This window comes from Spirosoma terrae, assembly GCF_010435915.1.
Lineage (GTDB): Bacteria > Bacteroidota > Bacteroidia > Cytophagales > Spirosomataceae > Spirosoma > Spirosoma terrae.
This window is the reverse complement of the sequence record NZ_JAAFZH010000003.1, coordinates 214,509-239,821: the sequence shown is the minus strand read 5'-3', so window position 1 is coordinate 239,821 and position 25,313 is coordinate 214,509. Positions and strand designations below refer to the sequence as shown.

The following is a 25,313-nucleotide window of genomic DNA, read 5'->3' as shown; positions in this document are numbered from 1 at the left end:
CATTCATAGCGAATCCGTTAACAGGCTGCCGGATTTACGGTATGACATTAGTGGCTCAGCTAACGTAGCGTTCGATACGTCGGTAGGTGTCTGTTCTGTGTTCCAGCTGACGATTGCCTTATAATTAACAGTACATGACGGGCATCCTCAATCAGGAAGTATCGCTGATAAGCCAACCAACGTAGTGTTTTCGTCAATAGATGGTATACGACGCAGTCCTTTAAAGCTCATGACAAATAGTTCGTCAACTCCAGATTGTCTTTTATGTAGAGCGTTGGTCGCTTGCCCGTAAACTGCGTGAACTCACGAATAAAGTGCGATTGGTCGTAGTAACCGCACGTATAAATCAGATCGTGCCAGTCGGCCACTTTCCAGCGCTGACGGGCCAATTGAGCGCAGAGGTAGCTTATTCGACGAATTCGGGCGTAGTATTTAGGACTAACGCCTACCTTATGCAGAAACTGTCGCTCGAACTGTCTCCGACAGACATACAAGTCGTTGGTGAGCTCATTGATATTGATGATCCCTTTCCGGTCAACGATCAGATTGGCAATAAAATCGGTACGATCAAACGAATCTCCTTTTTTGAGCAGTTGACGATTTAGAAACTGTTCGAGCAGTTGAACGCGCTGATCCGTATGGGCTGCCTCCAGAATCTGCTCCCGCAGTTGGGTCATTGGCCGACCAAACACATCCTCCAGATTGACGCGGTCATCCGCAAATTCGTACATCGATAAGCCAAACAAGGTCGAGATTCCGGCTGGCTTAAAAACAATCCCAATCATACCAATACGACCGCTAATGTCCAGCTTGTAGCTTTGCGTAGCCTGCCCCGTCAGAAAAGCCGGTGGAACTCTCAATACTTCGTGCCTGCCGTTATCTACAGTATAGGCATCGCCGTAGTTAAAAACCATTGACACGAAGCCGGTAGGTGGCGACTCAATACGTATCGGCTGTGCTAACGTGGGCTTATTCTCCCAAACGTAATAGCACTCGATATACGGTGCCAGATGCGACGATGGACTGAATTTGCGATAGTACATGGGTGGGTGGATTGCGCTATGTACTCAAGTTGTCACTTTACGGGGTATTTCGGTCCATGCAATACTGACCTTTTATTAATCGGTCATAAGGCGTCTATGGTTAGTCAATTGTAAAGTGCCTGCAACCAATGTTCGGATTAGCGCATCTTGATAAAACCGACAGTCACTAAAGTTGTTGCATGTATATAATCCGTAACTTTACCGTAGCAGAGCAAGCCAAATCAATCCATCTGGCCATGAACTATTTTTCCTGTCTTCGCTATATTCTGGCAGCTACCATTCTTATTGGGTCATTAAGCAGCTGTGCTCCTACGGTCAGTCCAACCACTACGTATCGGCTCGAGCCGGTTTCCGGCGATGTGGCGATGATCGATGGGCGTCCCGTTACAAAAGCCCAACAGCATGGTGTAGGTGTAGTCGCGTCGTTTGAGCGCGAGGACATGGAATTTGTTACGTTAGATATTGAGGTAAAAAATCAAACAGACCATCCTATCGTTGTCAATCCGGCCGATTTTCGGTTTGTGGCTTTGGGTGCCTCGCAGGATACATTAACCGATCCCATTAACCAGAGTCTTGCTCTTGAACGTTTGGCGGCCAACCCTTCCTATGAAGCCGGGCGGGTAAAAATGAAACGAAAACAGGAAGAAAAACGCCTGAAACGAGCCAAGGTTTTCAATACTGTGTTGATGGTTGCCGCCATTGCTTCCGATGTTTCCTCATCGGGCAATAGTCGAACGTATCGTGAATTTGCCAATAAGCAGGCGGCTCATTATGCTGCCTATCAGGGCATTGCGATCAAACGAGCGATCGATTATGGTACGTTCGCCAATCGGATGCAGCAATACGATTATGAAGAGTATCGCTGGCGCGAATTAGCCTTGAAAGAAAATACACTAGCCGCTGGCGAATCGGTACGTGGGTTCGTTTACTTACCTAAAGTGGCCAACGCCAGCTTTCTAGCCCTGACTTACAACGTTCCCGAAATAGCCAGCGTACCGATTCTGTTCAAGCAGGAGCAGGTAAAACAGAACCGGACGAAAAGAAAAAGACACTAGTACGGTACAACAGAAATGCCCCAGCTCTTATGCTAGAGTATTCTTTTTTTGATTACCACTCATCTTCATCATCGTCAAATGCCTGCTGCGCTCGCTGCAGCTCCGACAGTGTTTTCTGGTTATTTTGCGCCTGGGCTAAGGCTATGCCTGTTTCATATAATTCGGCGGCCCGATCCCGCTCGTCCAGGTCAGCGTATAAAGCCGCTGCATGGTAATACGTTGGTAAATAATCAGGATGCTGGGTCAGAAGTTGGTCAAAATAAACCTTGGCCTGTTGAGGCTGCCCATTCACATATTCCATCGCCAGGGCATAAACATTGAAGGGATCTCCCGGTTCTTCCTGTACAAATCGAATTAATTGTTGGATACGATCGTTATTCATCCGTTAATAAAAAAATAGTATGCATGCATACTTTTATTTAACACAGTTTGTATTTTAGCCGCCAAATTAGGGATTTAGCAGGGCTAATGGCAGAGCAACCGGCGAAATAAGTTTATGGTGCCTGCACTGCCACCTATTCCAATTCTATTCAAACAAAACCCCAAGTACCATGAAAATTTTAGTGTGCGTGACGAGTGTGCCCGACACCACTACCAAAATTGCCTTTACGGACAATAATACTAAATTAAATAAGGCAGGGGTAACATTTATCACTGGCCCATACGACGACTACGCACTGGCAAGAGCCGTTGAATTAAAAGAGAAAACGGGGGCATCGGTAACCGTACTCAACGTAGGAGAAGCCGACTCTGAGCCGGTAATTCGTAAATGTCTGGCTATTGGTGCCGATGATGCCATCCGGGTCAATGCTGAACCGACTGACGCTTATTTCGTGGCCGAACAAATCGCTGCTATTGCGAAAGAAAATAACTATGATCTTATTCTGATGGGTCGTGAATCGATCGACTATAATGGTGGTCAGGTTCATGGGATCGTTGGCGAAATGCTGGGTTTACCGTCTATATCGCCCGTTATGCAGCTAGATATTGATGGTGATACGGCCAAAATAACTCGGGAAATCGAAGGCGGCAAAGAGCAACTCGAAGCCAAACTACCTCTCGTGTTAGGCTGTCAGGAGCCTATTGCTGAATGGAAGATTCCTAATATGCGAGGCATTATGACTGCCCGGACAAAGCCGCTAAAAGTTGTAGAGCCTGCTGGAACCGACAAGCTGACAACCGTTGCCAGCTACGAGTTGCCAGCGCCCCGTGGAGCGGTAAAAATGATTCCAGCCGATCAGGCCGAAACATTGATTCAATTACTACGTACTGAAGCTAAAGTCATATAATCCGTTTCTGGCTGCTGGTTTATGTTTCAAAGTATAAGGCTGATTGATTCGCTCAGCACCTTGTCCAAGAGCCATAAACGAAGTGCCATAAACCACAAACCGATCGTTCTATGTCAGTTCTCATATTTGCCGAAGTTGACGAGGGTAAACTAAAAAAATCGTCGCAGGAAGCTATTTTTTACGGTGCAAAGGTTGCCGAACAGACTGGTACAACCGCAACCGCTATCATTGTTGGTGAGGCTAGTGATACCGAATTAGCATCGGCCGGGCGTTTTGGAGCCACTAAAGTTCTCCATGCAGCCGACAGTAAGCTGGCTGAACCAAATGGTATGGCCTATGCATCAGTTGTTGCCGCAGCTGCCCAGCAGGAAGGCGCCAACGTAATTGTACTGGCCAAATCCTCATTAGCCGATGCGATGACGGCCCGTCTGGCCGGGAAACTAAAGGCTGCGCTGGCTGCCAACGTAGTTGAACTGCCCGATTTATCGAACGGTTTTCGCGTAAAAAGCAGCATATACACCGGCAAAGCATTCGCTTATAATGATCTCAAAGCCGATGTAAAAATTCTGGCCATCAAGAAAAACACAATCACGCCAGAGGAGTCAGAAGCTACCGCTCCTGTTGAAGCGTTCACGCCAGCATTGAATGATAAAGACTTTGCGATAGCCGTTAAAGGCTCAGAAAAAGCCTCCGGCGACGTATTATTGCCCGAAGCAGACGTAGTGGTTTCGGCCGGGCGTGGCCTGAAAGGTCCGGAAAACTGGGGTATTGTGGAAGATCTGGCCAATGCACTGCACGCGGCCACTGCCTGCTCAAAACCCGTGTCCGATCTGGACTGGCGTCCACACGCTGAACACGTTGGCCAGACAGGTTTAAAAATCAGCCCCAACTTATATATCGCTTGTGGCATTTCCGGTGCTATACAACATTTGGCGGGTGTAAACTCCTCGAAGGTAATTGTTGTTATCAACAAAGACCCCGAAGCACCCTTCTTTAAATCAGCTGATTATGGTATTGTCGGCGATGTGTTTGACGTATTACCAAGGCTAACAAAGGCGGTGAAAGCTTTGTAGTGGTTCGTAGACGGTGAAAATTGATAAAATGGATTATTCTCACCGTCTACAAACGACCAAAAATTGCTAAATTCGCGCCGTGGATAAGATTAAACTGGAAATATTAGGTCTGTCGCCCAGCCAATCGCAATCAGGTTCGTTTGCGCTGGTGTTGGGAGAAGAATATGGTAACCGACGGTTACCGATTATCATCGGCATGTTTGAAGCACAAGCCATTGCCATCGAGATTGAAAAGATTGTCCCGAATCGGCCAATGACGCACGACTTGTTCAAACAGTTTGCTGAACAATTTAAGTTTACAGTACGCGAAATTGTCATTTCTGATTTACGAGAAGGTATTTTCTTTGCCAAAATCGTTTGTTTCGACGGTGTTCGCGAATCAGTTATCGATGCCCGCCCGTCCGATGCCATCGCTATTGGTATTCGCTTCGACGTACCGATTTATACCAACGAGTCAATCTTATCTGAAGCTGGTATTACGGCAAGTTCGAACGATGAGGAAGACGATGAGCAGGAAGAATTGGTAAAGTCGCCAAATCGTCCATCTAACCGCTCATTCGGCGATCAGCTAAAAAATGCTTCTTCGGAAGAACTACAACGGATGCTTGATGAAGCCCTTGGCAATGAAGAATACGAGCGGGCTGCTAAAATCCGCGACGAGATGAGCAAGCGAAATTAATTTCTTATATACGTAATGCCAAAAGCCGCTCCGTGAGCGGCTTTTGGCATTACGTAGCATTCATTTTTTCTTACGTTTTCTCACAACCAATTCTTTATACCCAAAAGCAGGATCGACTTCACGAACATAATCGATCTCTGGCATTACGCCAATCACGAGTTCAGCTGTTGTGTAGATCGTGCATCCATCTACTAAATGTCCACCCAGCGTTTTGCCGGTTGAATCGGAGACCGATAGATGCAGATGGCTACCATTCATGGATAATGTCCCGACCAGAGAAACAATTTCGAAATGGCCACGCCATACAGTCGGCCCATCCTGGTTGGCGAGACGTAACGCTACGTCAGTAAGGCTACCCACACACGTCAGAACAGCACCTGCTCCAATACGTTGCTGCGTAACAATTGCGTCTATTTCCTTCTTCAAATCCTGTCCTGATCGTAGTCGGACAGAGTAGGTCTGCATGGAAGCACCAATAACTGGCACGGGCACTTGATCAGACTTAACCTGAGCATTGGCTGGTATCATAAAGCAAAACGAAACGATTAGCAATAAAAAACGCTGCATTTGTGTTATCAATTCGTGAGATTGAACCGAGGAATGCGAAACTACATAATCCTGCCAATATTGGCTTTAGCTTTCTTTGCCAGCACTGCCTTAACAAGCCCAACATATACAGGTATTCCCCGGCCGTCAAAGTTTGTCGAGATTGATTATTCTACAATCGACAACTATGCCCGAAATACTCCCGAATCGGCTGCCCGCAATTTAAAAACATTAAGTTCCTATCTGAATACACCCGCCCGGACAGACCTTGCCAAAGCGCGTTCGGTATATGCCTGGATTACGTCGCACGTACGCTATGATGAATCGGCATTTAGCGGCCATCGGTATTCATCAGAAATCGAGTATGCCAATAGGGTTTTAAAAAACAGGAAAGCTGTCTGTACAGGCTTTGCGCTTTTGTTTAAGCATCTTTTAGGACAAACTGGAATTCCAGTCGTTAGTATTAAAGGGTACTCTCGCACGAATGATAGTGAAGCAGGCCAGCCTATTCAACGAATCGATCATGAATGGAACGCCGTACAACTTGACGGAGACTGGTATTTACTGGATATCGCCTGGGCCCAAACAACCGCCAAAGCTGGGCCCGATGGTAAGCTGCAACCAAACGATTTCTTCTTTTTAACGGAGCCAATCGCCTTTGCAGCCAATCATTTTCCGATGGATACGCGTTGGCAATTGTTGAATCCTGCTCTGAGCAAGATACAATTCGATCAATTTCCTAAGATTTACGATGCCTATTTCCGGTTGGGTTTTGATGCTGACTTTCCTAAAAACGGTCAGTTACGGGCTGGCGAAGTACTTACACTATCCTTACAGAACGAAAAAGAAGTTGAATTTACCTGCTCAATAGGTAAACAAGGGGGAACGACAGCCGTTCAGGTTCCAATCAATACCCGACGTAACGGCGATACGTATCAGGTCGTAATACCAATCACTCAACGAGGAGCTTCAACACTATATCTTTTTGCCAAACCGAAAGGACCACGCTCGGAACGTATAAAATCGTATGAAGGTATTGCTTCTTTCACTATTGTTAGAAGCTAACCACAAGCTGTCCTATCGACTCATTGTTGTAAAAAAGAATAAGTCAAACTCCCTCTCAAGGCAATTTCGCCTTCATACCCTGACGTAAGCCATCAAAAAAAGCCTAAAGTAGGCTCCCTATCAATACGGAAAGGGTGTCAAGTTTTCTTGAGCGTCAAACAGACTATACTTCAGAATACGTAGGCAATCGCTATCCACGTAACGAAGCTTTGCGAAACCTGTCCAGTTGATTTCTGAACAAATTTATAACCGTAACAGATTGACACTGGGTACTACTTTGATATCTGTTTCTATTCTTAAAAACCGTTTATACGCAAAAAGCCGAGAGCAATGCCCTCGGCTTTTGTATTGTTTGCCTTATAGCTTATTCGACACCGAACATCACATCCGAACGACGGCCGCTGTTACCAGCGCGACGACGTGTCGCTTTTTTCTTAGCAGGTGCTGGTGGAGCCAGCAGTTTCGCTTTCTGATCATCTGTCAGTGGCTTCAGGTCAGTGATCGAGTAGCTGTTATCGCTAATCGTTGTGTTGAAGCTACCCACTGGCTGCTCAGGCTGACCGTTGCATGGAAGCTTGGTAACCGTGAAGACAGCTTTGAAGTATTGAACCTGAGGACGTACACGACGGCCTTTGAAACGAATCGCGTTGCCGCTTTCGATTTTAGCTTTCTCAGCCTGCAGTTGTTGAGCCAGATCGCCAGGGATATCGCGTAGGTTCAGAATAACCGTGTTGGTATCGAACTCAATTGCGTTGCTCGCCAGACGACGGTTCAGACCACGGTAGCGAAGACGTGTAACTGTGTCGCCAACTGATGTGATGGTACCATTACAGTAACAAACGTTAGCAACTTCGCGGGTGTATGGCGTGCGGTAGTATACTTCCAGACGCTCCAGACGGTGGCGGTACTCGCATTCAACAACTTCTTTTCTTGGACGAATTACAGAGAAGCTTGTTGTTGCTACTTCACTCATACAAGAACCACACTTAGCCGTTTGACGATTGTGAACCGTTACGTAGTAGAAACCTGGGTTCATCTGACCGTTCGCAAAATAACCCGTTGGGAATGTCAGCGTGGTATCCGTTGTGTTTTCTAACTGAGCGATCACTTGGTCAGCAGCACTGGTCGTTACTGAATCTGGACGATAGTAAAGACGAGCGGTGAAGGTTTCGTTTCTCGGATTTGGAGTAGTACTACGCCAGCTAATAACAGGAGCAGCTGCTGATGTATTAACAGGAGGCTGTTGTTGAGCGTTTGTGCTATCCACATAAGCCAGTGATACCCCTTTAAGCGTGTTACCGTTAAACTGTACACGAAGCTCTGGAATCGAGTCGCAAGTTGGGCAAACCGTTGGTGTTTTTGGGATAAGCTTTTTCTGAACAAATCCTTTACGAACCGCCAGACCAGCACTAAAGCCACCGTGTGTACGCTTGAATTCATACAACACATCCTGCTGACCGTTTACGATCAGGTAGTTCAGTTTTGTAATAAAGCCCTGTCCCTGGATACCGATGTTCCAGTTGTTACGTCCAATTGGGAAGAAAATAGCCAAATTACCAATAGCTCCTAAATGATACAGGTTAGAGCTTGGATTTACCGTACGAATCAGACGACCACCTTCTACCAGAGGACCACTTGGAATAATGTTGCCTTGTGATGGGATGAAAGCCGAAATCGTAGCGGCTTCGGTCCGGAAAAGTCCGCCGTAAGCGCCTGCTTCGATAAACGTAGTAGCATCTGGATTCTTACGGCTCCGGGCTATCGTAAATGTTAACGCTGGACCAACGGTCAGGAACATATCCTCAGAAGCGCGCTGGCGGATTGTTACCTGATCACGGTTAACGCCCTGGGCAGCAGCCAGACCATATAAATAGTCTTTATAGATGCCCCGAGTGATGTAGTTCTGATAGCCGAACGCTGACCCTACTGCAAAACGAAGGCGTCTGGTCGCTGGCGTAAAGAAATACTGAACAGTACCGGTGATGTTAAAACCAGCTCCGTTATACAGGGTATTATCCCGCTTGGTAGGCCCAAACGTATTCTCCCACGTACCGCAATAGGCGAAGTTAGGGCCTGCAAACAAGCCAATACGCCAGGGTGAGAGCCTACGAACCAGAATAAAGGTTTGGAAGGTGGTGTCGCAGTCGTCCAACTCTGCAACATCGCTGGCCTGAGCCTTAAAGTCATCCCGACGTAACGTATCGGTATAAACTCCTTTACCCAAGCGGTAAATATTTTCCCGTTGGTAAGAATTAGTGGTTGTCCCGGAAGTAGCCCGGACAGTGTCGGCCTGTTGGGCCTTTGTGCCTAAAGGGGCAGCAAAACTCAGCAACACGAGTCCAGCCAGCATCCGCAGGGGGTGTCGTTGGATAAATGTTCGCATAGGTACGTAATTAATTTTGACGCAATGTTTCAAACTAAACTTCAATTCTACCAAAAGCCCTTAAAGAAAATTATGCAACGGTCTAATATCGTCTGAATCGCTTTTCTGGGTAACGATATCTGATTTGTTATATAATTTGTCAGAGCACTATTTGTTAAAAAATTTTGTAAATGGCTTTAAGACGTATCCACGTTCGGTTTGCCACACAAAATTATTATAACTTTTAGTTCTAAATTGTTTAATTCTACCCTAAAAAATCGTTTTTTTCTTAAAAGAGGTCGTTCCATTGATGACTTACTCTGTTCAAAAGTCTTTTATTCAGCTAGTTGCTTTAAGACTCCCTAGAGTGGTTATCCGTTGGAAAATTTATTATAAAGTGTGGATCACCTTATGAAAAGGCATAATTGACACTAAGTTTTAAGGCAACTTACTCAATTATGTTTTTGCGTGACGCCTTTCCGTTGTAACCTATAATGACAGGTCATATTTGAACAGTCAATAATAGGTATTAACTGTTAATTCGCCAACAAAAGATTTCACTTACTTTCAATTTCCTAACTTCATCCCAATTCTTCTAGGATTTCTCTCATATTTAGGTCTTTCCCGATCGATTGTTGGATAGGTTACAGTTCCTGTTGCACGATACGAAGGATTTGGCCTTATATGTTCTACCTATCATCAGACAGATGTTTTTCCATCTTTTCTAAAATAAAACCGACCTGCTTACTTTTAATTCTGGTTACCATTCTTATTTATCAATTGTTAAGAGGTAACAGTGAATTATGAATTCTAACTACTTGCTGATCTATTTTGATCAGCTAATTAAACCAGATTGCTGGAAGCTATGGCACAAAAACCCACTGATTCCATTCTGGTTTGAATACCCATTTTTTGCATAACTTCCCTAAAGAGCCAGTTGTTATGAAATACTTTTCAATTCTGTCAAATTATGCAAAAAATGGTCTATAAGTTGCACACAGGGGCATATACAACTGAAGACTTACCCCAGTCATAGCAAATACGTAGTAGATTGCCTGACGATAAGCCTACAAAGCTATAGATGACATTGGGATACCAATAACCAATCTTATTTGTTTGGGCCAAGCAGGGGTCCGTATCATTATATACGTAGTGCAAATCAGCACTGTCTCATCGGCCCTTCATAAAGTCGCTGGCGGCAGACTTCAACAGACCAGCAAATGAATTTAGGCAGAACAAAACCCCTCGGTCGATTAACGCCTTGGCCTGATCGCCGGTAGCCGCTGTCGTGCCAGCAATCAATCCCGCCTGCCGAATTTTCTCGACAACACCGGCAATGGTTCGTTTTACTTCATCGTGAGCCGGGCCATCATAATAACCCATCGACATAGCTAAATCCCGCGGCCCAATAACAAATCCGTCAATCCCTTCAACGGTTAACAACGAATCCAGGTTGTCAATAGCCTCTTTATCTTCTAGTTGCGGTAAAACCAATGTCTGTTCATTGGCGTATTGAACGTATTCACCCTGGTTCATAGCCCCCAGCAAGTAATCGGAAGATCGAGCGGGTCCAAATCCTCGTTTGCCTAGTGGCGGATATTTTACAGCCCGAACCAGGGCCTCAGCCTCGGCCACTGTTTTAACACCCGGCATCATAATCCCCACTACGCCAGCATCCAGAAACTGCAAAATCAATTTAGGATCATTACTACGTACCCGAGCTAATGGTGTTATGCCACTCACTTCACAAGCCCGTACAACCTCCTGAACCTGAGCCGTTGTTATCGGGCTATGCTCTCCGTCAATCATATAAAAATCTAGGCCGGAGAAGCCACAAATTTCGGCAACTGTAGGGTCGGTACTGTTCGAAAGAATGCCTAAAACAGGCTGGTTATTTTTTAGACGGGTTTTGACAATATTCTGTTTCATATGGGCTCAACAACGTAACAAACTTATACCTATGGCCTGCTACGTTATTTTCCTGATGAATAAAACGGGCGGGACATGCTGATCGGCTACTTAGTTAACGGAGCAAGATACGACCGAATTCTGTCAAACAAGCAGCCAGAAACAAACCGATACCGTTTTCCGGGTATTTCACAAACCAGCTTTCTACCTTAGTTTTATGGTCGTTCCTGTTATCATTATACGCTCATGCGCTGGTTATTTTTTGCATTATTCCTTTTAACGTATACTAGCCAGGCACAATCTCCTTTTTCTATCCGTCATCTGACAACTAGTCATGGCCTAACGCAAGGATCCTGCTATTACATTAAGAAAGACTCGCGTGGATTTGTCTGGATTAGTAGTCAAAATGGTTTGAACCGATTTGATGGAGCCCGCTTTACCAATTACCTGTTTGATGAGCAGGATTCTACAACGATTGGAAAAGGTGAAGTCCGTGGTATTGTCGAAGCTCCCTCCGGCGATCTGTGGGTCGGTACCGAAGAATGTCTCAATCAATACGTCCGACGTACTGATACGTTCCGTCGTATTTACGCCACTGATGCTCAGGGGAAACGCCTGCCAGCCCTCCAGGAACCTTTTTTTGCGGATGACTCAACGGTTTGGTACGCCAGCAATCAGGAAGGTATTATGCGACTCAACTACCTGACAGGCCAAAAAAAACGTATCAATCCATCCATAAAACCCAAATTCAGCATTACTACTGAATGGATTGACCTTCACCCCAACGAAACGTTTTTGGTTTACCTGTTACCTGCCGGTTTTGCTACGTACAACTACCAAACCCATCAGCTTAAAACCTTCCTGACGGGTCAGTCAACCGATCAGTCTTTTAGCAATCAGGCCATTGCTCCGGCCCGGAAGTCGCTCTTATTTCAATCACTGCATCGTTGCCAGAAACCGGGTCCGCATTATGGCAATTACTGTCTGGCAGGGCCAGATGGCATTCTTGAATTCGACGCTACGTTAACCCAATTGATTCGACACCATCCTATACGACCGAACATCACCAACTTTCGGCTTGTCAGTATGGATGAAGATAAGAACGGGAACTGGTGGATTGGGGCAGAAGGGCTAGGTATCTGGCTATATGATCCCAATAAAACGAGGTTGCTGCGGGAAATAACACCCGGCTCTACCAGCGCCAATTCATTATTGACCAATCAGGTTGCTGCCGTATACGTCGACAATCTGGGACTGGTCTGGACCAATAGTGATCCATTCGGGGTAGACGTTATTTATCCCAATGCGTATATGATTGAAACAATCCCGGATAATCCGATCGATATTACCGACCTTAATAATCACCCGATCAGAGGGCTATGCGAAGACAATGATGGCAAAATCTGGATCGGTACTGTAGATGGTGGCATCCGTTTATATAATCCTAAAAACGGAACCATACGCGCCTATACATTGGATCATGGCGTTACAACCGAAGATAATGTCCGCCATATTATCCGAACAAAAGACGACCGAATTCTGGTAGCCAGTTTGCGTGGCCTTCTTCAATACGATCGAAAGAGCGATCGTTTTATCTCCATTCAGAATTCGCTTTGTAACGATCCTGATTGCCATTTCTCCCGTGGCCTCTATGAGCTACTCGATAAACGATTCATTAATGCTACGTATGGGGGGCTATTCTTACTCAATCCTGATTTGAAGCCTATCAGCCGGACCGATCCGAACGGTACTTATTTTGGCTGTCTATATTTCGACCCATCCACGAAACTACTTTATGCAAGCCGTCGGGATCAGGACCTGGTTGTCTATATGTATGAACAAGGGCGCCTTATTTATCAATACACTACGTTGCCGGGCTACAACATCATGGCTATTCATCCTGATCCTGCTCGTGGTTGTTTATGGCTATGCACAGATCGGGGGCTGGTCCGTTTTGACCCGGCTTCGAAGCGGGCGGCTCGGACCTACACCATTCGGGATGGATTACCCGACGATGTCATTTATGAGCTACTTCCAGATCGAAAAGGGCGTTTTTGGCTTAGTACCAATAACGGTCTGGTTAAATTTTCGCCGGACAACCATTCATTCAGTCCCTTAATTTCGACGAAAGGTCGGGAATATAATAGCCATGCTGCCCTGATCGGTTCAGATGGAACATTCTATTTTGGGGGCGTTCATGGACTGGATCACTTTATACCAGATCAGCTGGAAGCATTCCGGGCAAATGTTCCTGTCCGAATTGTCAATTTTCAGGTTAACAATCAGCCCTACAAATCGCAGGGATTTATTGGCGAAACCCGAGAGGTACAGCTTTCTTACCGAGAGAATACCATTACAATTGGCCTGGCCGCTCTCGACTATTTCAGCAATGGTAAAAATCAGTTTTTTTATCGGTTGTTGGATATAGATCAGGATTGGATTCCGCTGACGGATGCCAATCAGGTGCGCTATACCGATCTCTCGCCCGGCAACTACGTCTTTCAGGCTAAAGCTATTGACGCCGGAGGCCGGTTTACCCCCATCACAGAACTACATATTCATATTCAACCCCCGTTCTGGAAACGCTGGTGGTTCTGGCTGGCCGGTTTACTCATCGGCCTTGGCATCATTTCCTTCGCAATCATATCCTACAATCAACGGAAACTTGCCCAGCAACGTCGACTGCTACGTAATACGCTGGCCACGCAGGAAGAAGAACGTCGACGTATTGCCCGCGATCTGCACGACGATCTGGGCAATACCTTAGCCACCATTAAAGGGTCGCTGGAATTAGCGAAAGAACGTATTGAGAACGTAGCCAGTATTCCGGAAGTGATACGTGCCTATGACCTGATTGATAAAGCCAGCAATGATCTCAGAACGATTACCCACGATCTGATGCCCATTGAATTTGAAAAGTACCCGTTGCCAGACGTAGTGGCTCAACTCGTTAAACGGGTCAACAGCTCATCCCGAATAAATTTCGAGTTTATCCTGTTCGGTACCGTTTGTCGTCTGAAACCCGAACGCGAGCTGGTTGTTTATCGAATCATTGCTGAGCTGGTACAGAACGCGCTTAAACACGGCGGAGAAGGTATGGCAATCGTTCAATTAGGCTACCATCCACAGCAGTTAAGTATACTAATCGAAACACCATTGGCTACTAATCCTGGAAGTACGTTTTTTTCTGATCAAATAAGGACAGGAATCGGGCAAAAAAACATAAATTATCGCGCCGAATACCTGCAGGCCGAGTTCATAACAGATAGTAACGAAGAGAGTTATATTGTTATGCTCGACGTTCCTTATGACTCAACCAGAATCCAATCGAACAACAATAGTAATCATTGATGATCATCGACTCTTCAGCGATGGTCTTGGTTTGATGCTGGCCGATGTACCTGACCTTTCGATTCTAAGCCATATTTATTACAGCCGTGAAGCCATTGATCAGGTCATTAAGCTGAAGCCCGACGTGCTGATCATTGACTTTAATATGCCCGAAATTGATGGTCTTGAATTAACCCGACAACTGACGACGCAGCTTGGCAAGCAACAGATTTTGATTCTGACTATGTATGGCGATAAACGCCACATCGATGACTTCCGAAAAGCCGGAGCTATGGGCTATATGCTCAAAACCTCTACCAAAGACGAACTTTTAACGGCCATCCGATCGGTTGCTACCGGAATCCCCTACTTCGACCCCAAGCTAGCCGACGAAAAGCAGTTTAGTAATCATTCCGGCGATATTTTTCTGAAGAAATACAAGCTGTCGCCCCGGGAGGTAGAGATCATTCGTTATATAAAGGAGGGTTTAAGCAGCCCGCAAATTGCCGACAGGATTCACCTAAGCCAGCATACAATAGAAACGCACCGCAAAAATATACATGCCAAACTCGGCGTAAGTACCGTTGTTGAGTTAGTTCGTTTCGCCGTCGATATGGGTTTGTAACCACAAAATACCCGGATTAGGGTATTGCCCACCAAACCGGAGCAAACTAGCTTTGTATAGCTTTTATCCACACCGTTACCAAGTGCCCATCTAACAAAACAGGTCGTTTTACTCAGGTAAGACGACCTGTTTTGTTATTAAAAGAATAAATCTGTTGCCACCCGATACGTATTGCAGTGCGCTTCGACAATATCCGTCAACCTGGGCGAATACCCCCCTCCCATTGACACTACAATCGGCAAACCAAACTGGAGAGCCTGTTCGAAAACAAACACATCACGCTCCCGGCACCCTGCCCGACTCACCTGTAATTTGCCTAACCGATCAGACTCCAGAATATCTACCCCTGAGATATAAAACAAAAAATCGGGGCGCTCCCGCTTGATTAGACCCGGTAACGTATCATACAGTGTCGTTAGATAAAGCTGGTCGTCGGTTCCTGTGGGCAGCTCAATATCCAGATCAGACTGCTCTTTCCGAAGCGGATAGTTGTCTTTTCCATGCATACTGAACGTAACAACGCGAGGCTCCTGCTGAAACATAACCGCTGTGCCATTGCCCTGATGCACATCTAAATCGATGACGAGTATTTTTTTTGCCTGCTTCGTCTCCAGCAGATAGTGAGCCGCAACCCCAACATCATTCAGAAGACAGAATCCCTCTCCCCGATCCGGAAAGGCATGGTGCGTTCCTCCCGCTACGTTCATAGCGATGCCGTCCCGATAAGCAATCTGCGTACAGTCAATTGTTCCCTGCGTAATAATCCATTCGCGTTCAATAAGCTCAGGCGTAAGCGGAAACCCAATCCGACGCATCATCGACGGTGATACGGTCTGTGTTTTTAGAGCCGTAACGTACTCCGCTGTATGTACGCCCAAGACCCAGCGATCGTCAACCGGAAGGGGCGCAAAAAAGTTAGCCTCCGTACAAGTACCCTCATACAGCAACTGCTCATGAATTAATTCATACTTAAGCATGGGAAAGCGATGGCCTTCAGGTAAACGGAGCCGATAAACCGGCGAAAAAGCAATTCGAAGCATGGAGCAAAAGTAGCCCGTTCGATAAGGATACGGCTTACTTAACCTAATATCATCAAATTGTGTTACCAATCTTATACGATTTGGACGTTTCTAGGGTTTATCCAACTTCTATGAAAACAGCTATCATCACCGGTGGCGGCCAGGGTATTGGTCGCGTAACCACACAGTATTTACTTACACATGGCTATCGAGTGGCAATCTGGGAATCGGATACCGAAGCGTTAGCCGAACTTAAAGAAGCGTTTAAAGCCTCATCGGCCCAGATTCTCTTCGTAAGCTGCGATGTTTCCAGCGAGGTAAATGTTCGTAAAGCAGCCGAGCAAACATTTTCGCATTTTGGCCAGATCGATGCGTTAATTAATAACGCGGCTATTATGATCGAAAAATCAATTGATCGATTAACACTTGATGAATGGAATCGGGTTATTGGTACCAACCTGACAGGGTCTTTTCTCTGTGCCAAGCATACGGCCCAATACCTGGCCTTGCAAAAAGGCAGTATCATCAATATGGGGTCAACACGGGCTTTTCAGTCTGAACCTGATACGTTACCCTACTCTGCCAGCAAAGGGGGCATTCTGGCTCTTACCCATTCACTCGCCGTTAGTCTTGGACCCGATATTCGGGTAAACGCTATTAGCCCCGGCTGGATCGACGTAACGGCCTTAAAGAAAAAATCCAAAGCCAAATCAGACGAACTTCGCCCCGAAGATCACGCCCAGCACCCAGCGGGACGAGTAGGTCTGGCCGACGATATTGCCCGGATGATTCTGTTTTTAATCGCGCCGGAAAATAATTTTATCACCGGTCAGAACTTCGTAGTGGACGGTGGCATGAGTCGGAAGATGATCTATGTGTAAAGAAGAGAAAACAAGCCATATCTTTGTTCGGTTTACTCTTCACACATTTTCCCTCATCTCTCCCTATGAATATTGAACTGGCTACTGCTTCCGAAACAGCCCCTCTGGAAATTCTCGACCTTCAGGTGCTGGCAGGAACATCGAGTGGCAAATCATCCTTATCCTTACGACTCCTCTTACGTAAGGACCGTAAAACAACGCAACTGCACGTACCAACGTTGTCGTGGTTCGATGCCAATCAACTACAACGCTTCGCTCAGGATTTGGCGCATTTCCCGGAGAATTGTCAGATCACGCTACTGGATGCGGGCGTGCGGTTAACAGCTTCCGTACGTGGCTTAGCCGAACGCTGGTCAGCCAGTCGCAGCATTCGGATTGAACCCCTTCCGTCGTCAACGAATCAGTTTGCTGCTTTTACAGTTCATACGTCCACCCAGGACATCAAAATGTCTATCGGCAAGCTGAACAACCGGCTTTGGGAAGTATTTACACGCGGTTAATACGTAACAATTAGCTCATGGCTCACCAATTATCGATCGCGTGGGCCATGAGCGCTACATTACTTCTTCTCAACTTTATGGAAAACACGAATCAGGATGCCATGCTCAATGGCCAGTCCCAAACCTACCGCCCTGATACAGATGGGCCGATGCAAACACCCGACGAAGCTGGCATGTTAAACGACGACTATAGTCCGACTGATCTGTCGGGCGATGCTCATTCGATGCCAACAACGCCAACCGACGAGCAGGATTCAGCCACGATCAACAAAGGAACAGGAGCCGCATCAGGTAGCCCTAACATGGAACCCGATGTCGATAATTATGGCAATGGCGACTCACTAGGTAATAACGACGGTACTGAAGACGATCCAGAAGATACTGATTATTCAAACTAAGGTTCTTTTCCAGAGTCAGTGACAAAAAAGTCCCTTCATTCACGAATGAAGGGACTTTTTTGTCACTGACTATCTGCTCAGATCGTAAATGAATCACCTCTTGTGGTTGAACTGCCCGTATCGTAGCGGGTACCATCTGGGTTAACAACACTACGCTGCTCCGTATAATCGGTCCGATCCCGATCATTCCGATACGTATCGTCGCTCTCAGAAGCGGCCCGATTGTTTATGAACGACTCCGCCAAGATGGTTAATTTTTTATCCGCATTTTTCTCTTCGTCCAGCGTTTGCTGTAGGAGTCGGGCAGCTTCCTGATAGCCAAGAACCTGCGCCAATGTAACAACTGACCCATAGGCCGCTATTTCGTGGTGCTCTATTTTCTGACCGGCAATGATCAGCCCGGCATCACGGGTTAGCGAGCCAGAATCCGTATTTGATACAATACGTTGTGCATCATCTACCAGTCCGTCGATGGCATCGCAGGAACCCTCTTCTACATCAATGCCAATACTGTTGAAAACCTGCTCAAGCCTCGATACCTGGTTGCGTGTCTCATTCTGATGCAGCAGGAAAGCGTTCCGTACTTCATCCGTTGTGGAGGCATCGGCCTGCTCGCCCAGTGCATCTATGGCCTGTTTCTCGGCATAATAAATGTCTTTCAGTTCATTAACAAACAAGCTTTGTAGCCCTTCCTGAGTTTCGGTATCTATGCCACCAAAAAAATTTGCGATTCGTTCTCCAAACGTTGCCATGATTTATTGTGGTTTTGCGTGTTAGTAATGTATTTGACTCCCTCCCACTGGGCCATTTTCATGCCATATACTGATAATCAACAAATTACACTTTTAACGCAATCAATCATGTCCACAATTTTCTACAAATTCCGTAGACTATCACTACAATTAATTTTGTGCCAGTTTACAGCTCACTAAATAGGATTACTGTCAACGTTCTGACCGTCACTACAAAACCTATTTTAGCAAAGCCATAACCGCATCGTCGCCCATGGCGGCACTGGCAGGCCGGGGATGGTCAGCGTTGAATACCTGTAACTCGTCTGGTTTTAACAACGTATTGATGGATTCATCAATTTTCCCATCTTTTAGAACGCGATTCAGATCTAGCTGCAGCTGCTTAGCCAGAAATGCATAGGCAGCAATGCGCTTGTTCGGGCCATAATCATGCCCTTCGGCCGGCAGATGTACGTTCTCCAACCGATATGTTGCATCGTAGTAGCCGTAAATGGTACGTATATAGGGGAACTCTACTTCAGGTGTATGCTTTGTCCAGTCTTTCCCATCCGACACCAACAACATAGGCCGTGGAGCGGCCAGTGCAGCTAGTTCTACATTGCTGGTCTGGTGCGTTGGTCGTTTATGGATCGGCATACCGCTCTCACAAACACAACCGCCGAAAAAGTACGACGACACCATAACCACTGGCACCGATACGTGGATACGCTGATCGAGTGCTGTCAGCAAAAACGTTTGCGTTCCCCCACCCGATTCACCCGACATACCAATTCGCTTCGTATCAACGTCTGGCAGACTAGTCAGAAAATCAAGGGCTCTCAGTCCATTCAGTGTTTGTAGCGTTAATGCCTTCGGAACTTTATGGGTACACTGTTTCGAATCGCCATAACCAAGCATGTCATAAACGAATACAACGGCTCCCATTCGTGCCATTGTTGCACATCGCTGCTGGGTTTGTTCAACAAAACGAGCATCCTGATTAGCCGTGTGCCCGTGTGGACAAAGGATAGCGGCCGACTTTCCAGTAGTCTTCAAGGGACGATACAGATTACCCGTAACCCAGAAGCCAGGAATGCTTTCAAACGCTACGTTCTCTACTGTATAGCCATTCAGTTTTCGTAGACTATGCCGAATGGGTTTGAGTGGCGCAAATGCGGGCTTTGCGGGCAGCTTCATTCCCTCGCGAATGCCTTGTCGAATCAGGCCAGCGCGTTTTTCCCAGGTCGCCTTATCGTGATACGTTCCGGCGAAGGTGCGCAAAGCCTCAGCTCCCTGTTCTTCGGTAAAATACGCCCCCTGGCAGAGATCTGGTCGCGCTGGATTTGGCTGGGCCTGTACGACCAGTGCGCCGAAAAAACAACTTAATGCAACGCCATAACGAATCAGCATAATAGGTAGAGATTGAGTTTTCGTTTGCTTGTAGTACTCCCGAGTGGAAAACAACTCGATGTAGTAAAAGAGCACACTACAAAACTCTTACTCCGATCTTACCAAATCAGGCTACGGCAGAAAGGCCATAGCCCTTTCTGCCGGCAAAAATTACTCAGAACGTAACGATTTCACAGGATTCATCAGAGCCGCTTTGATGCTGTGGAAACTTACGGTTGCCAGCGCTATAAGTATGGCAGAAGCGCCTACGCCCACAAAAACCCACAAACTTATCGTGATCCGATACGAATAACTATCCAGCCATTTCTGCATGAAAAACCAGGCCAACGGCGACGCAATAGCGAGTGCAATCAGAACCAGTTTAACAAAGTCCTGCGAGAGTAACAGAACAATACCGGGAATGCTGGCTCCCAGCACTTTCCGAACGCCAATTTCTTTGGTGCGTTGCTCAATCACCATTAAAGCTACAGCAAACAAACCCAGGCAGGACAACAAAATGGCAATCCCCGATGCGAAGCTGAAAACTCTGGAAATCGATTCTTCATTACGGTATAGCGCATCAATATTTTTATCCAGAAAGGACGCGATAAAATCGGCGCCGGGCGCAATCTCACTCCATATACCCTTCAGTTTATCCATGGAACTGTTCAGACTTTGTGGCGTTACCCGCACAAAGATGTAGCTAATCGATTCCGTGTTCGACAAGTGCATCGTGATGGGTGCTTTCTCGTTCTGCAACGAATAGAGATGATAATCTGGGATGAGGCCAATAATCTGGTATTTGGTTCCGGCTGAATCGGTCTGAAAAAACTGGCCAACCGGATCTTTTTCGCCAATCATTTTGGCCATACTTTCCGTGATAATGACGCGATCCAGTGAGTCAGATGGATAAGCAGGACTAAACTCCCGGCCAGCTAATAATTTGATATTGAGTGTTTTTAAGTAGTCGTAGTCGACGAGCAGCCAATCGGTCGAAATCTCTTTCTCTTTATATGTAAAGCCCATCGTGGAGCGCGATACGCTTCCGTCCTTACCTCGGCCCAGATTGACACCAGACCCCGAAATAGCCAGGATGGTAGGATCGTTGGCCAGCTTATTCCGCAGGCGTTGTAGTAACTGACGGCCATTGTATTTATTGCCAACCGGAATGCTGATGACCTGCTCTTTCTCAAAGCCCAATGGCATTGTTCGCAGGAAATTGACTTGCTGAATAGCAAAAATAGTACAGCACGTCAGCAAACAGGAAATCGTAAACTGTGTTACAATCAACGAGTTTCGCAGAAAACCTGGCCGTTTTATAGCTACCTTTCCCTTTAGAACCTCCACGGTATTGAACTTGGCCATCTGCCAGGAAGGATAACCACCAGCCACTAACGTAACGAGTATAAACATGGCTAGTATACCCACAATAACACCTGGCTTTAGCAGATAAATCAAATTGATTTTCGCATTGAACTGTGCATTGAAAACGGGAACCAGCAAATACGCCAGCAGCGAACCAACCAGAAAACCAACGAAGCAGATTAAGGTCGACTCGCCCCATATCTGCATAAATAATTGCTTTTTCAGGGCACCCAATGACTTACGAACGCCCACCTCACGAGCACGGGTAAACGAACGGGCTATGCTCAGATTTATGAAATTGATGCAGGCAATTAGGAGAATAAAAATACCAATCCCCGACAACGCATACACAATGGCCACGGGAGCGCCAGAACCTGCAATGTCGGTATCGAAGTGAACATTGGCTAGTTTTTGTAAACGAATCGCGTATAAATCGCCCCGCTCGTCTGGTTTGGCTCCTTTTTTCTTCAGACCATCAATATCAGACGTAAAATATTTCTGAGTAAATGTCTTTAGGCGATTTTCAAGCGATGTCTGGTCTACGCCAGGAGCCAGCTTCAAGAAAACGGGATGAGAAAAAGCGTCCCACTGATCCTTCGACTCCTTGTAGGTAGGTGAGTTTTCGATACGTATCAGCACATCAAAATCGATGGACGAATTATCGGGCGCATCGGCCATAATACCCGTTACGTTATACCGCTGCTGGTTGCCTTCGGTACCCAGTAACAATGTTTTACCGATTGGATTTTCAGTGCCGAATATGGCTTTAGCCGTGGTTTCGCTCAGCACAATACTGCTTAAGTCACGTAGCGCCACGGCCCGATCACCCCGAATCATGGGGAACGAAAATACGGTCAAAAAATCAGCGTCTGTATAACGTAGCGCCTTTTCGAATAACCGGCCTTTGTACTCTATCAAGCTTCCCGAGGATAATAATCTGGCTGCCGCTTCGATTTCGGGAAATTCTGTTTTTAAAGCCGGAGTAAAAGGCATCGGCATACCAGCTGTCCGTTTAGGCTTATCGGGATAATTCGAAAAACGGTAGGTCTGAAAAATACGCTCTCCATCCCGATGAAACGAGTCGAATGTTAATTGACGATAGACCATCAGGAACAGAAACGTACAGACACAAAAAGCAACGGAGAGTCCTACTACGTTGATGGCCGTGTAGCCTTTGCTTCTCCAGAGGGTTCGAAAGGCTATTTTTAGATAATTACGAAGCATATCAGGATGTAATAAAAAGAATGGCGGATATGATGTTGACTGATGATACGTGTCTTCGACTGGATGCGCAACCTGCCGGGTTAAGTCGGCAGCGCGCCGTTTCAAAAAATACGGTCGGCAGAATTTAAGTACTTCCAGAACGTAGCGTTGCCGGGCCTTTTGCTCACCTACGCGAACGACATCATCGGCAAATTGCTCGTGCAGATCACCGATCAATTCTTCCAGTAGCTGGGGTGGACATAACCAACCCAGCAAACGATCGGCCCAGGCAGGCGGTAGAGAATGATTGGTCATGTCAGCGAAGGGTTTGGTATTGACTCCCAGAGTTGATTACGTACCTCCCGCATTTCGCCTAACGTCTGCTTGCCTGCCGTTGTCATGGTGAATAATCGCTTTCGGCGTCCACCACGGGTTGTTGTAGCCCCACCCAGCTCAGATTGAACAAATCCTTTTTCTTCCAGTCGATACAAAGCAATGTGTACTCCGCTTAGGCTAATGGTACGGTTGGTCCGTTGCTTTAGTTCTGAGGCTATTGCCACACCATACGCGTCGCCCTCCAGTACCGCTACTGTTAACAAAACCAGTTCCTCAAACTCCCCCAGATAGGCTCTACCCATAGTTCGATTAGCATTAGATTATTATTTGCTAAACAAATGCCTTGCCAAACAGTAAGAATGGCTTTCTGGCTCGTAGAAGAGGTTATTTGAGAATAGATACGTAGCAGAAACTGTCCAGAAACGGACAGCCCCGTACGCTACTGGACAGCATTCCTACTAGCGACAATACGTCCGATTTGTGATAACCAGTTGAATACTCAACGTAGCTCCGTTTTCAACAAAACCGCCCTATTTGTTAAGATTTGCTCAATAAATTTTACATTCGATCAATATAAAATCATATTAGTAGCCTTTAGCGTCTGTAGACATAGACTATAGCACTTGGAACGTTTTACAACAGCTGGTTATCGAAATTTGCCGCCCGACGAATTATGGCGACGGTTCAAAGCCGGGGACGAACGGGCCTTGGGAGAACTGGCCAGGAAACATTATCCTGGGCTATATAACTATGGCTTACGGCTAACTACTGACTCAGAACTGGTTTGGGATACCATTCAGGATCTTTTTCTTGATTTATGGGATCATCGGGAAACAGTAGGCAATGCCGTTTTTGTAAAAACCTACCTGCTTAAAGCACTACGTTACAAGCTGTTAAAATGCCGGTCGCAGCACGCACCGATCCACCTCGACGACTCCGAAGAAAACGCCACCGAGCAAACCCTTTCCATTGAAGATCAGATTATTGATCAGGAAATTCATACAGAGCAGGAACAGCTACTACGTCGATTGATGGCCGGACTCAGCAAACGGCAGCAGGAAGTGCTTTACCTGCGATTTTATCAGAACCTCGACAACAGCGAAATCGCGCAGATTATGGGCATGGAGCGGCAGAGCGTGGCTAATCTGCTCCATCGTACGTTCAAAGAACTACGTAGCCATTGGTCGCCCGATTTGCTGCTTTCGCTCCTGTTGCTGTACTTCTCAAAGTCCTAGAAACAAGGAAATTAGATTCTAGGCAAAAAAAATTCTATTTTTTTGAGTATTGCCGGGTATAAAATAGCACTATAGAGTCAGAAGCAATCCTGTGCTATTGGCTCTCTTATGAAGTATAAGCTCTACAATGCCGAAGATTTTCTGTTCGACGAGTCATTTCGTCAATGGGTCAACGGTACCTCGCCCCAGGCCACTGCTTTTTGGGAACAGTGGCTACAGGAAAACCCCGACCGGGCCGACGTTGTCAGACAGGCCAAAGAACTTGCGCATACCTTAGAGAATTATTATCAGGACAACGCCACCGAAGCCCGCATTGACAGTGAGTTGCAGCGGTTGATGCACCAGGCGGCCGAACGGCGTGACGAAACAGCAGAAATACCCGTTATACCACTGCCTGCGTTTTCCAGATGGCGCTGGGCCATTGCCGCTTCTGTTCTTGTGATTCTCGGGTTAGGAATCGGGCTATTCATATATTCTTCCGACCAGATACAGGAAAAGTCATACGCTCATCTTACCCAAACCGCTGGCGATTCTTTACAGGAAAAAATCAATACGAGCGATCAGGCTATGACCGTTTTACTCTGCGATGGGAGTCTTGTAAAACTGCAGCCCAACAGCCGATTGAGTTATCCGAAACGGTTTTCGGCGACCAGCCGAACCGTTTATCTGGACGGTGAAGGCTTCTTTGACGTAACGAAGAACCCTGCCAGGCCTTTCCTCATTTACGCCAACCAGACTGTCACGAAAGTCCTGGGAACCAGCTTTCTGGTACGTGCTTTTGAGAAAGAAGAATCAGTTATGGTAATTGTGCAGACTGGGCGTGTATCGGTATACAAACAACAGGATTATGAACGGTCGACCAAAAACAAAGGGCAACAGGTTCAGGGAATTATTCTGACACCCAATCAGCAGATGACCTATAATCTGGCCGACAGGCAGTTGATGAAAGCGCTGGTAGAGAAGCCCAGGGCGATAGCCCCCGATAACGTTAATCGGGAACAGTTTTTTGAAGATACACCCGTCACCAAAATCTTTTCCCAAATCAGCAAAACCTATGGTATTAAAATCATCTTCGATGAAGAAAACCTGTCGGCTTGCCTGGTCAATCTGACGTTTTCCAACGAAAGTATGCACGAGCAGTTGGACGTAATCTGCCAGACCATTGGCGCCACGTATGAAATACTGGACGGCCAGGTTGTCATTCACAGCAAGGGCTGCCAGTAATTGCTCACCTATTCTAATTAACCACAACCGCTAACCGCTCCGCCTATGCACTAACCA

The 25,313-nt window shown here is 46.4% G+C and carries 22 protein-coding genes; 12 read left to right on the top strand and 10 right to left on the bottom strand.

Features of this window, described 5'->3' with window-relative positions; translation table 11 throughout:
- Nucleotides 1-227: 227 nt before the first annotated feature.
- Nucleotides 228-1,043 (bottom strand): DUF6597 domain-containing transcriptional factor, encoded by an 816-nt coding sequence (locus GK108_RS08945; protein ID WP_163946102.1) that lies wholly within the window; start codon nt 1,041-1,043, stop codon nt 228-230.
- Between the two features lie 236 nt (nt 1,044-1,279).
- Between GK108_RS08945 and GK108_RS08940 the strand changes: the two genes are divergently transcribed.
- Nucleotides 1,280-2,098: a hypothetical protein gene (locus GK108_RS08940; RefSeq protein ID WP_163946099.1), complete on the top strand. Its 819-nt coding sequence runs from the start codon at nt 1,280-1,282 to the stop codon at nt 2,096-2,098.
- A 52-nt stretch (nt 2,099-2,150) separates the two neighbouring features.
- Here the strand turns inward: GK108_RS08940 and GK108_RS08935 are convergent, their stop codons facing one another.
- Entirely contained in the window at nt 2,151-2,480 is a 330-nt protein-coding gene (locus tag GK108_RS08935) for a tetratricopeptide repeat protein (RefSeq protein ID WP_163946096.1), read from the bottom strand.
- A gap of 169 nt (nt 2,481-2,649) precedes the next feature.
- Here GK108_RS08935 and GK108_RS08930 point away from each other — a divergent pair, with 169 nt between their 5' ends.
- From GK108_RS08930 to GK108_RS08920, 3 genes are all read left to right on the top strand, one after another.
- Entirely contained in the window at nt 2,650-3,387 is a 738-nt protein-coding gene (locus GK108_RS08930) for an electron transfer flavoprotein subunit beta/FixA family protein (protein ID WP_163946093.1), read from the top strand.
- A gap of 110 nt (nt 3,388-3,497) precedes the next feature.
- On the top strand, nt 3,498-4,460 hold the full coding sequence (locus GK108_RS08925; protein ID WP_163946090.1) for an electron transfer flavoprotein subunit alpha/FixB family protein: 963 nt from the start codon (nt 3,498-3,500) through the stop codon (nt 4,458-4,460).
- A gap of 79 nt (nt 4,461-4,539) precedes the next feature.
- Nucleotides 4,540-5,139, top strand: a complete 600-nt coding sequence (locus tag GK108_RS08920) for a bifunctional nuclease family protein (protein WP_163946087.1) — start codon at nt 4,540-4,542, stop codon at nt 5,137-5,139.
- A gap of 60 nt (nt 5,140-5,199) precedes the next feature.
- Here GK108_RS08920 and GK108_RS08915 read toward each other — a convergent pair whose 3' ends face one another.
- A complete protein-coding gene (locus GK108_RS08915) occupies nt 5,200-5,667 on the bottom strand; it encodes a PPC domain-containing DNA-binding protein (RefSeq protein WP_246224769.1) in 468 nt (155 codons plus the stop codon).
- 72 nt (nt 5,668-5,739) lie between these two features.
- On the opposite strand from GK108_RS08915, the gene GK108_RS08910 reads away from it, so the two are divergent.
- On the top strand, nt 5,740-6,750 hold the full coding sequence (locus tag GK108_RS08910; protein WP_163946084.1) for a transglutaminase domain-containing protein: 1,011 nt from the start codon (nt 5,740-5,742) through the stop codon (nt 6,748-6,750).
- A gap of 364 nt (nt 6,751-7,114) precedes the next feature.
- Here the strand turns inward: GK108_RS08910 and GK108_RS08905 are convergent, their stop codons facing one another.
- Both GK108_RS08905 and GK108_RS08900 read right to left on the bottom strand, forming a co-directional pair.
- Nucleotides 7,115-9,100 carry a hypothetical protein gene (locus GK108_RS08905; protein WP_163946933.1) on the bottom strand — a complete coding sequence of 662 codons (1,986 nt, stop codon included), beginning with the start codon at nt 9,098-9,100 and terminating at the stop codon, nt 7,115-7,117.
- A gap of 1,182 nt (nt 9,101-10,282) precedes the next feature.
- Nucleotides 10,283-11,041: an HpcH/HpaI aldolase family protein gene (locus GK108_RS08900; protein ID WP_163946081.1), complete on the bottom strand. Its 759-nt coding sequence runs from the start codon at nt 11,039-11,041 to the stop codon at nt 10,283-10,285.
- A 225-nt stretch (nt 11,042-11,266) separates the two neighbouring features.
- On the opposite strand from GK108_RS08900, the gene GK108_RS08895 reads away from it, so the two are divergent.
- Both GK108_RS08895 and GK108_RS08890 read left to right on the top strand, forming a co-directional pair.
- A complete protein-coding gene (locus GK108_RS08895; RefSeq protein WP_163946078.1) occupies nt 11,267-14,371 on the top strand; it encodes a ligand-binding sensor domain-containing protein in 3,105 nt (1,034 codons plus the stop codon).
- Nucleotides 14,328-14,975 (top strand): response regulator, encoded by a 648-nt coding sequence (locus tag GK108_RS08890; protein WP_163946075.1) that lies wholly within the window; start codon nt 14,328-14,330, stop codon nt 14,973-14,975. The genes GK108_RS08895 and GK108_RS08890 overlap by 44 nt, the downstream gene beginning before the upstream one ends.
- A gap of 137 nt (nt 14,976-15,112) precedes the next feature.
- Here GK108_RS08890 and GK108_RS08885 read toward each other — a convergent pair whose 3' ends face one another.
- A complete protein-coding gene (locus GK108_RS08885) occupies nt 15,113-16,015 on the bottom strand; it encodes a histone deacetylase family protein (protein ID WP_163946072.1) in 903 nt (300 codons plus the stop codon).
- 110 nt (nt 16,016-16,125) lie between these two features.
- Here GK108_RS08885 and GK108_RS08880 point away from each other — a divergent pair, with 110 nt between their 5' ends.
- The 3 genes from GK108_RS08880 to GK108_RS08870 all read left to right on the top strand — a co-directional run bounded on the left by GK108_RS08880 (nt 16,126) and on the right by GK108_RS08870 (nt 17,773).
- Nucleotides 16,126-16,875, top strand: a complete 750-nt coding sequence (locus GK108_RS08880; RefSeq protein ID WP_163946069.1) for an SDR family oxidoreductase — start codon at nt 16,126-16,128, stop codon at nt 16,873-16,875.
- A gap of 65 nt (nt 16,876-16,940) precedes the next feature.
- Nucleotides 16,941-17,375 carry a hypothetical protein gene (locus GK108_RS08875; RefSeq protein WP_163946066.1) on the top strand — a complete coding sequence of 145 codons (435 nt, stop codon included), beginning with the start codon at nt 16,941-16,943 and terminating at the stop codon, nt 17,373-17,375.
- A gap of 17 nt (nt 17,376-17,392) precedes the next feature.
- Nucleotides 17,393-17,773, top strand: coding sequence for a hypothetical protein (locus tag GK108_RS08870; RefSeq protein WP_246224768.1), 381 nt, complete (start codon nt 17,393-17,395; stop codon nt 17,771-17,773).
- Nucleotides 17,774-17,850: 77 nt separating this feature from the next.
- Here GK108_RS08870 and GK108_RS08865 read toward each other — a convergent pair whose 3' ends face one another.
- From GK108_RS08865 to GK108_RS08850, 4 genes are all read right to left on the bottom strand, one after another.
- Nucleotides 17,851-18,525, bottom strand: a complete 675-nt coding sequence (locus GK108_RS08865; RefSeq protein WP_163946063.1) for a YciE/YciF ferroxidase family protein — start codon at nt 18,523-18,525, stop codon at nt 17,851-17,853.
- Between the two features lie 219 nt (nt 18,526-18,744).
- Entirely contained in the window at nt 18,745-19,914 is a 1,170-nt protein-coding gene (locus tag GK108_RS08860) for an alpha/beta hydrolase (protein ID WP_163946060.1), read from the bottom strand.
- 150 nt (nt 19,915-20,064) lie between these two features.
- Nucleotides 20,065-22,776, bottom strand: coding sequence for an ABC transporter permease (locus GK108_RS08855; RefSeq protein ID WP_246224767.1), 2,712 nt, complete (start codon nt 22,774-22,776; stop codon nt 20,065-20,067).
- Nucleotides 22,773-23,099, bottom strand: coding sequence for a PadR family transcriptional regulator (locus GK108_RS08850; RefSeq protein ID WP_163946057.1), 327 nt, complete (start codon nt 23,097-23,099; stop codon nt 22,773-22,775). The genes GK108_RS08855 and GK108_RS08850 overlap by 4 nt, the downstream gene beginning before the upstream one ends.
- Before the next feature lie 321 nt (nt 23,100-23,420).
- Between GK108_RS08850 and GK108_RS08845 the strand changes: the two genes are divergently transcribed.
- Together GK108_RS08845 and GK108_RS08840 are read left to right on the top strand one after the other, a co-directional pair.
- On the top strand, nt 23,421-24,032 hold the full coding sequence (locus GK108_RS08845; protein WP_163946054.1) for an RNA polymerase sigma factor: 612 nt from the start codon (nt 23,421-23,423) through the stop codon (nt 24,030-24,032).
- Nucleotides 24,033-24,140: 108 nt separating this feature from the next.
- Nucleotides 24,141-25,256, top strand: a complete 1,116-nt coding sequence (locus GK108_RS08840; RefSeq protein WP_163946052.1) for a FecR family protein — start codon at nt 24,141-24,143, stop codon at nt 25,254-25,256.
- Nucleotides 25,257-25,313: the final 57 nt, after the last annotated feature.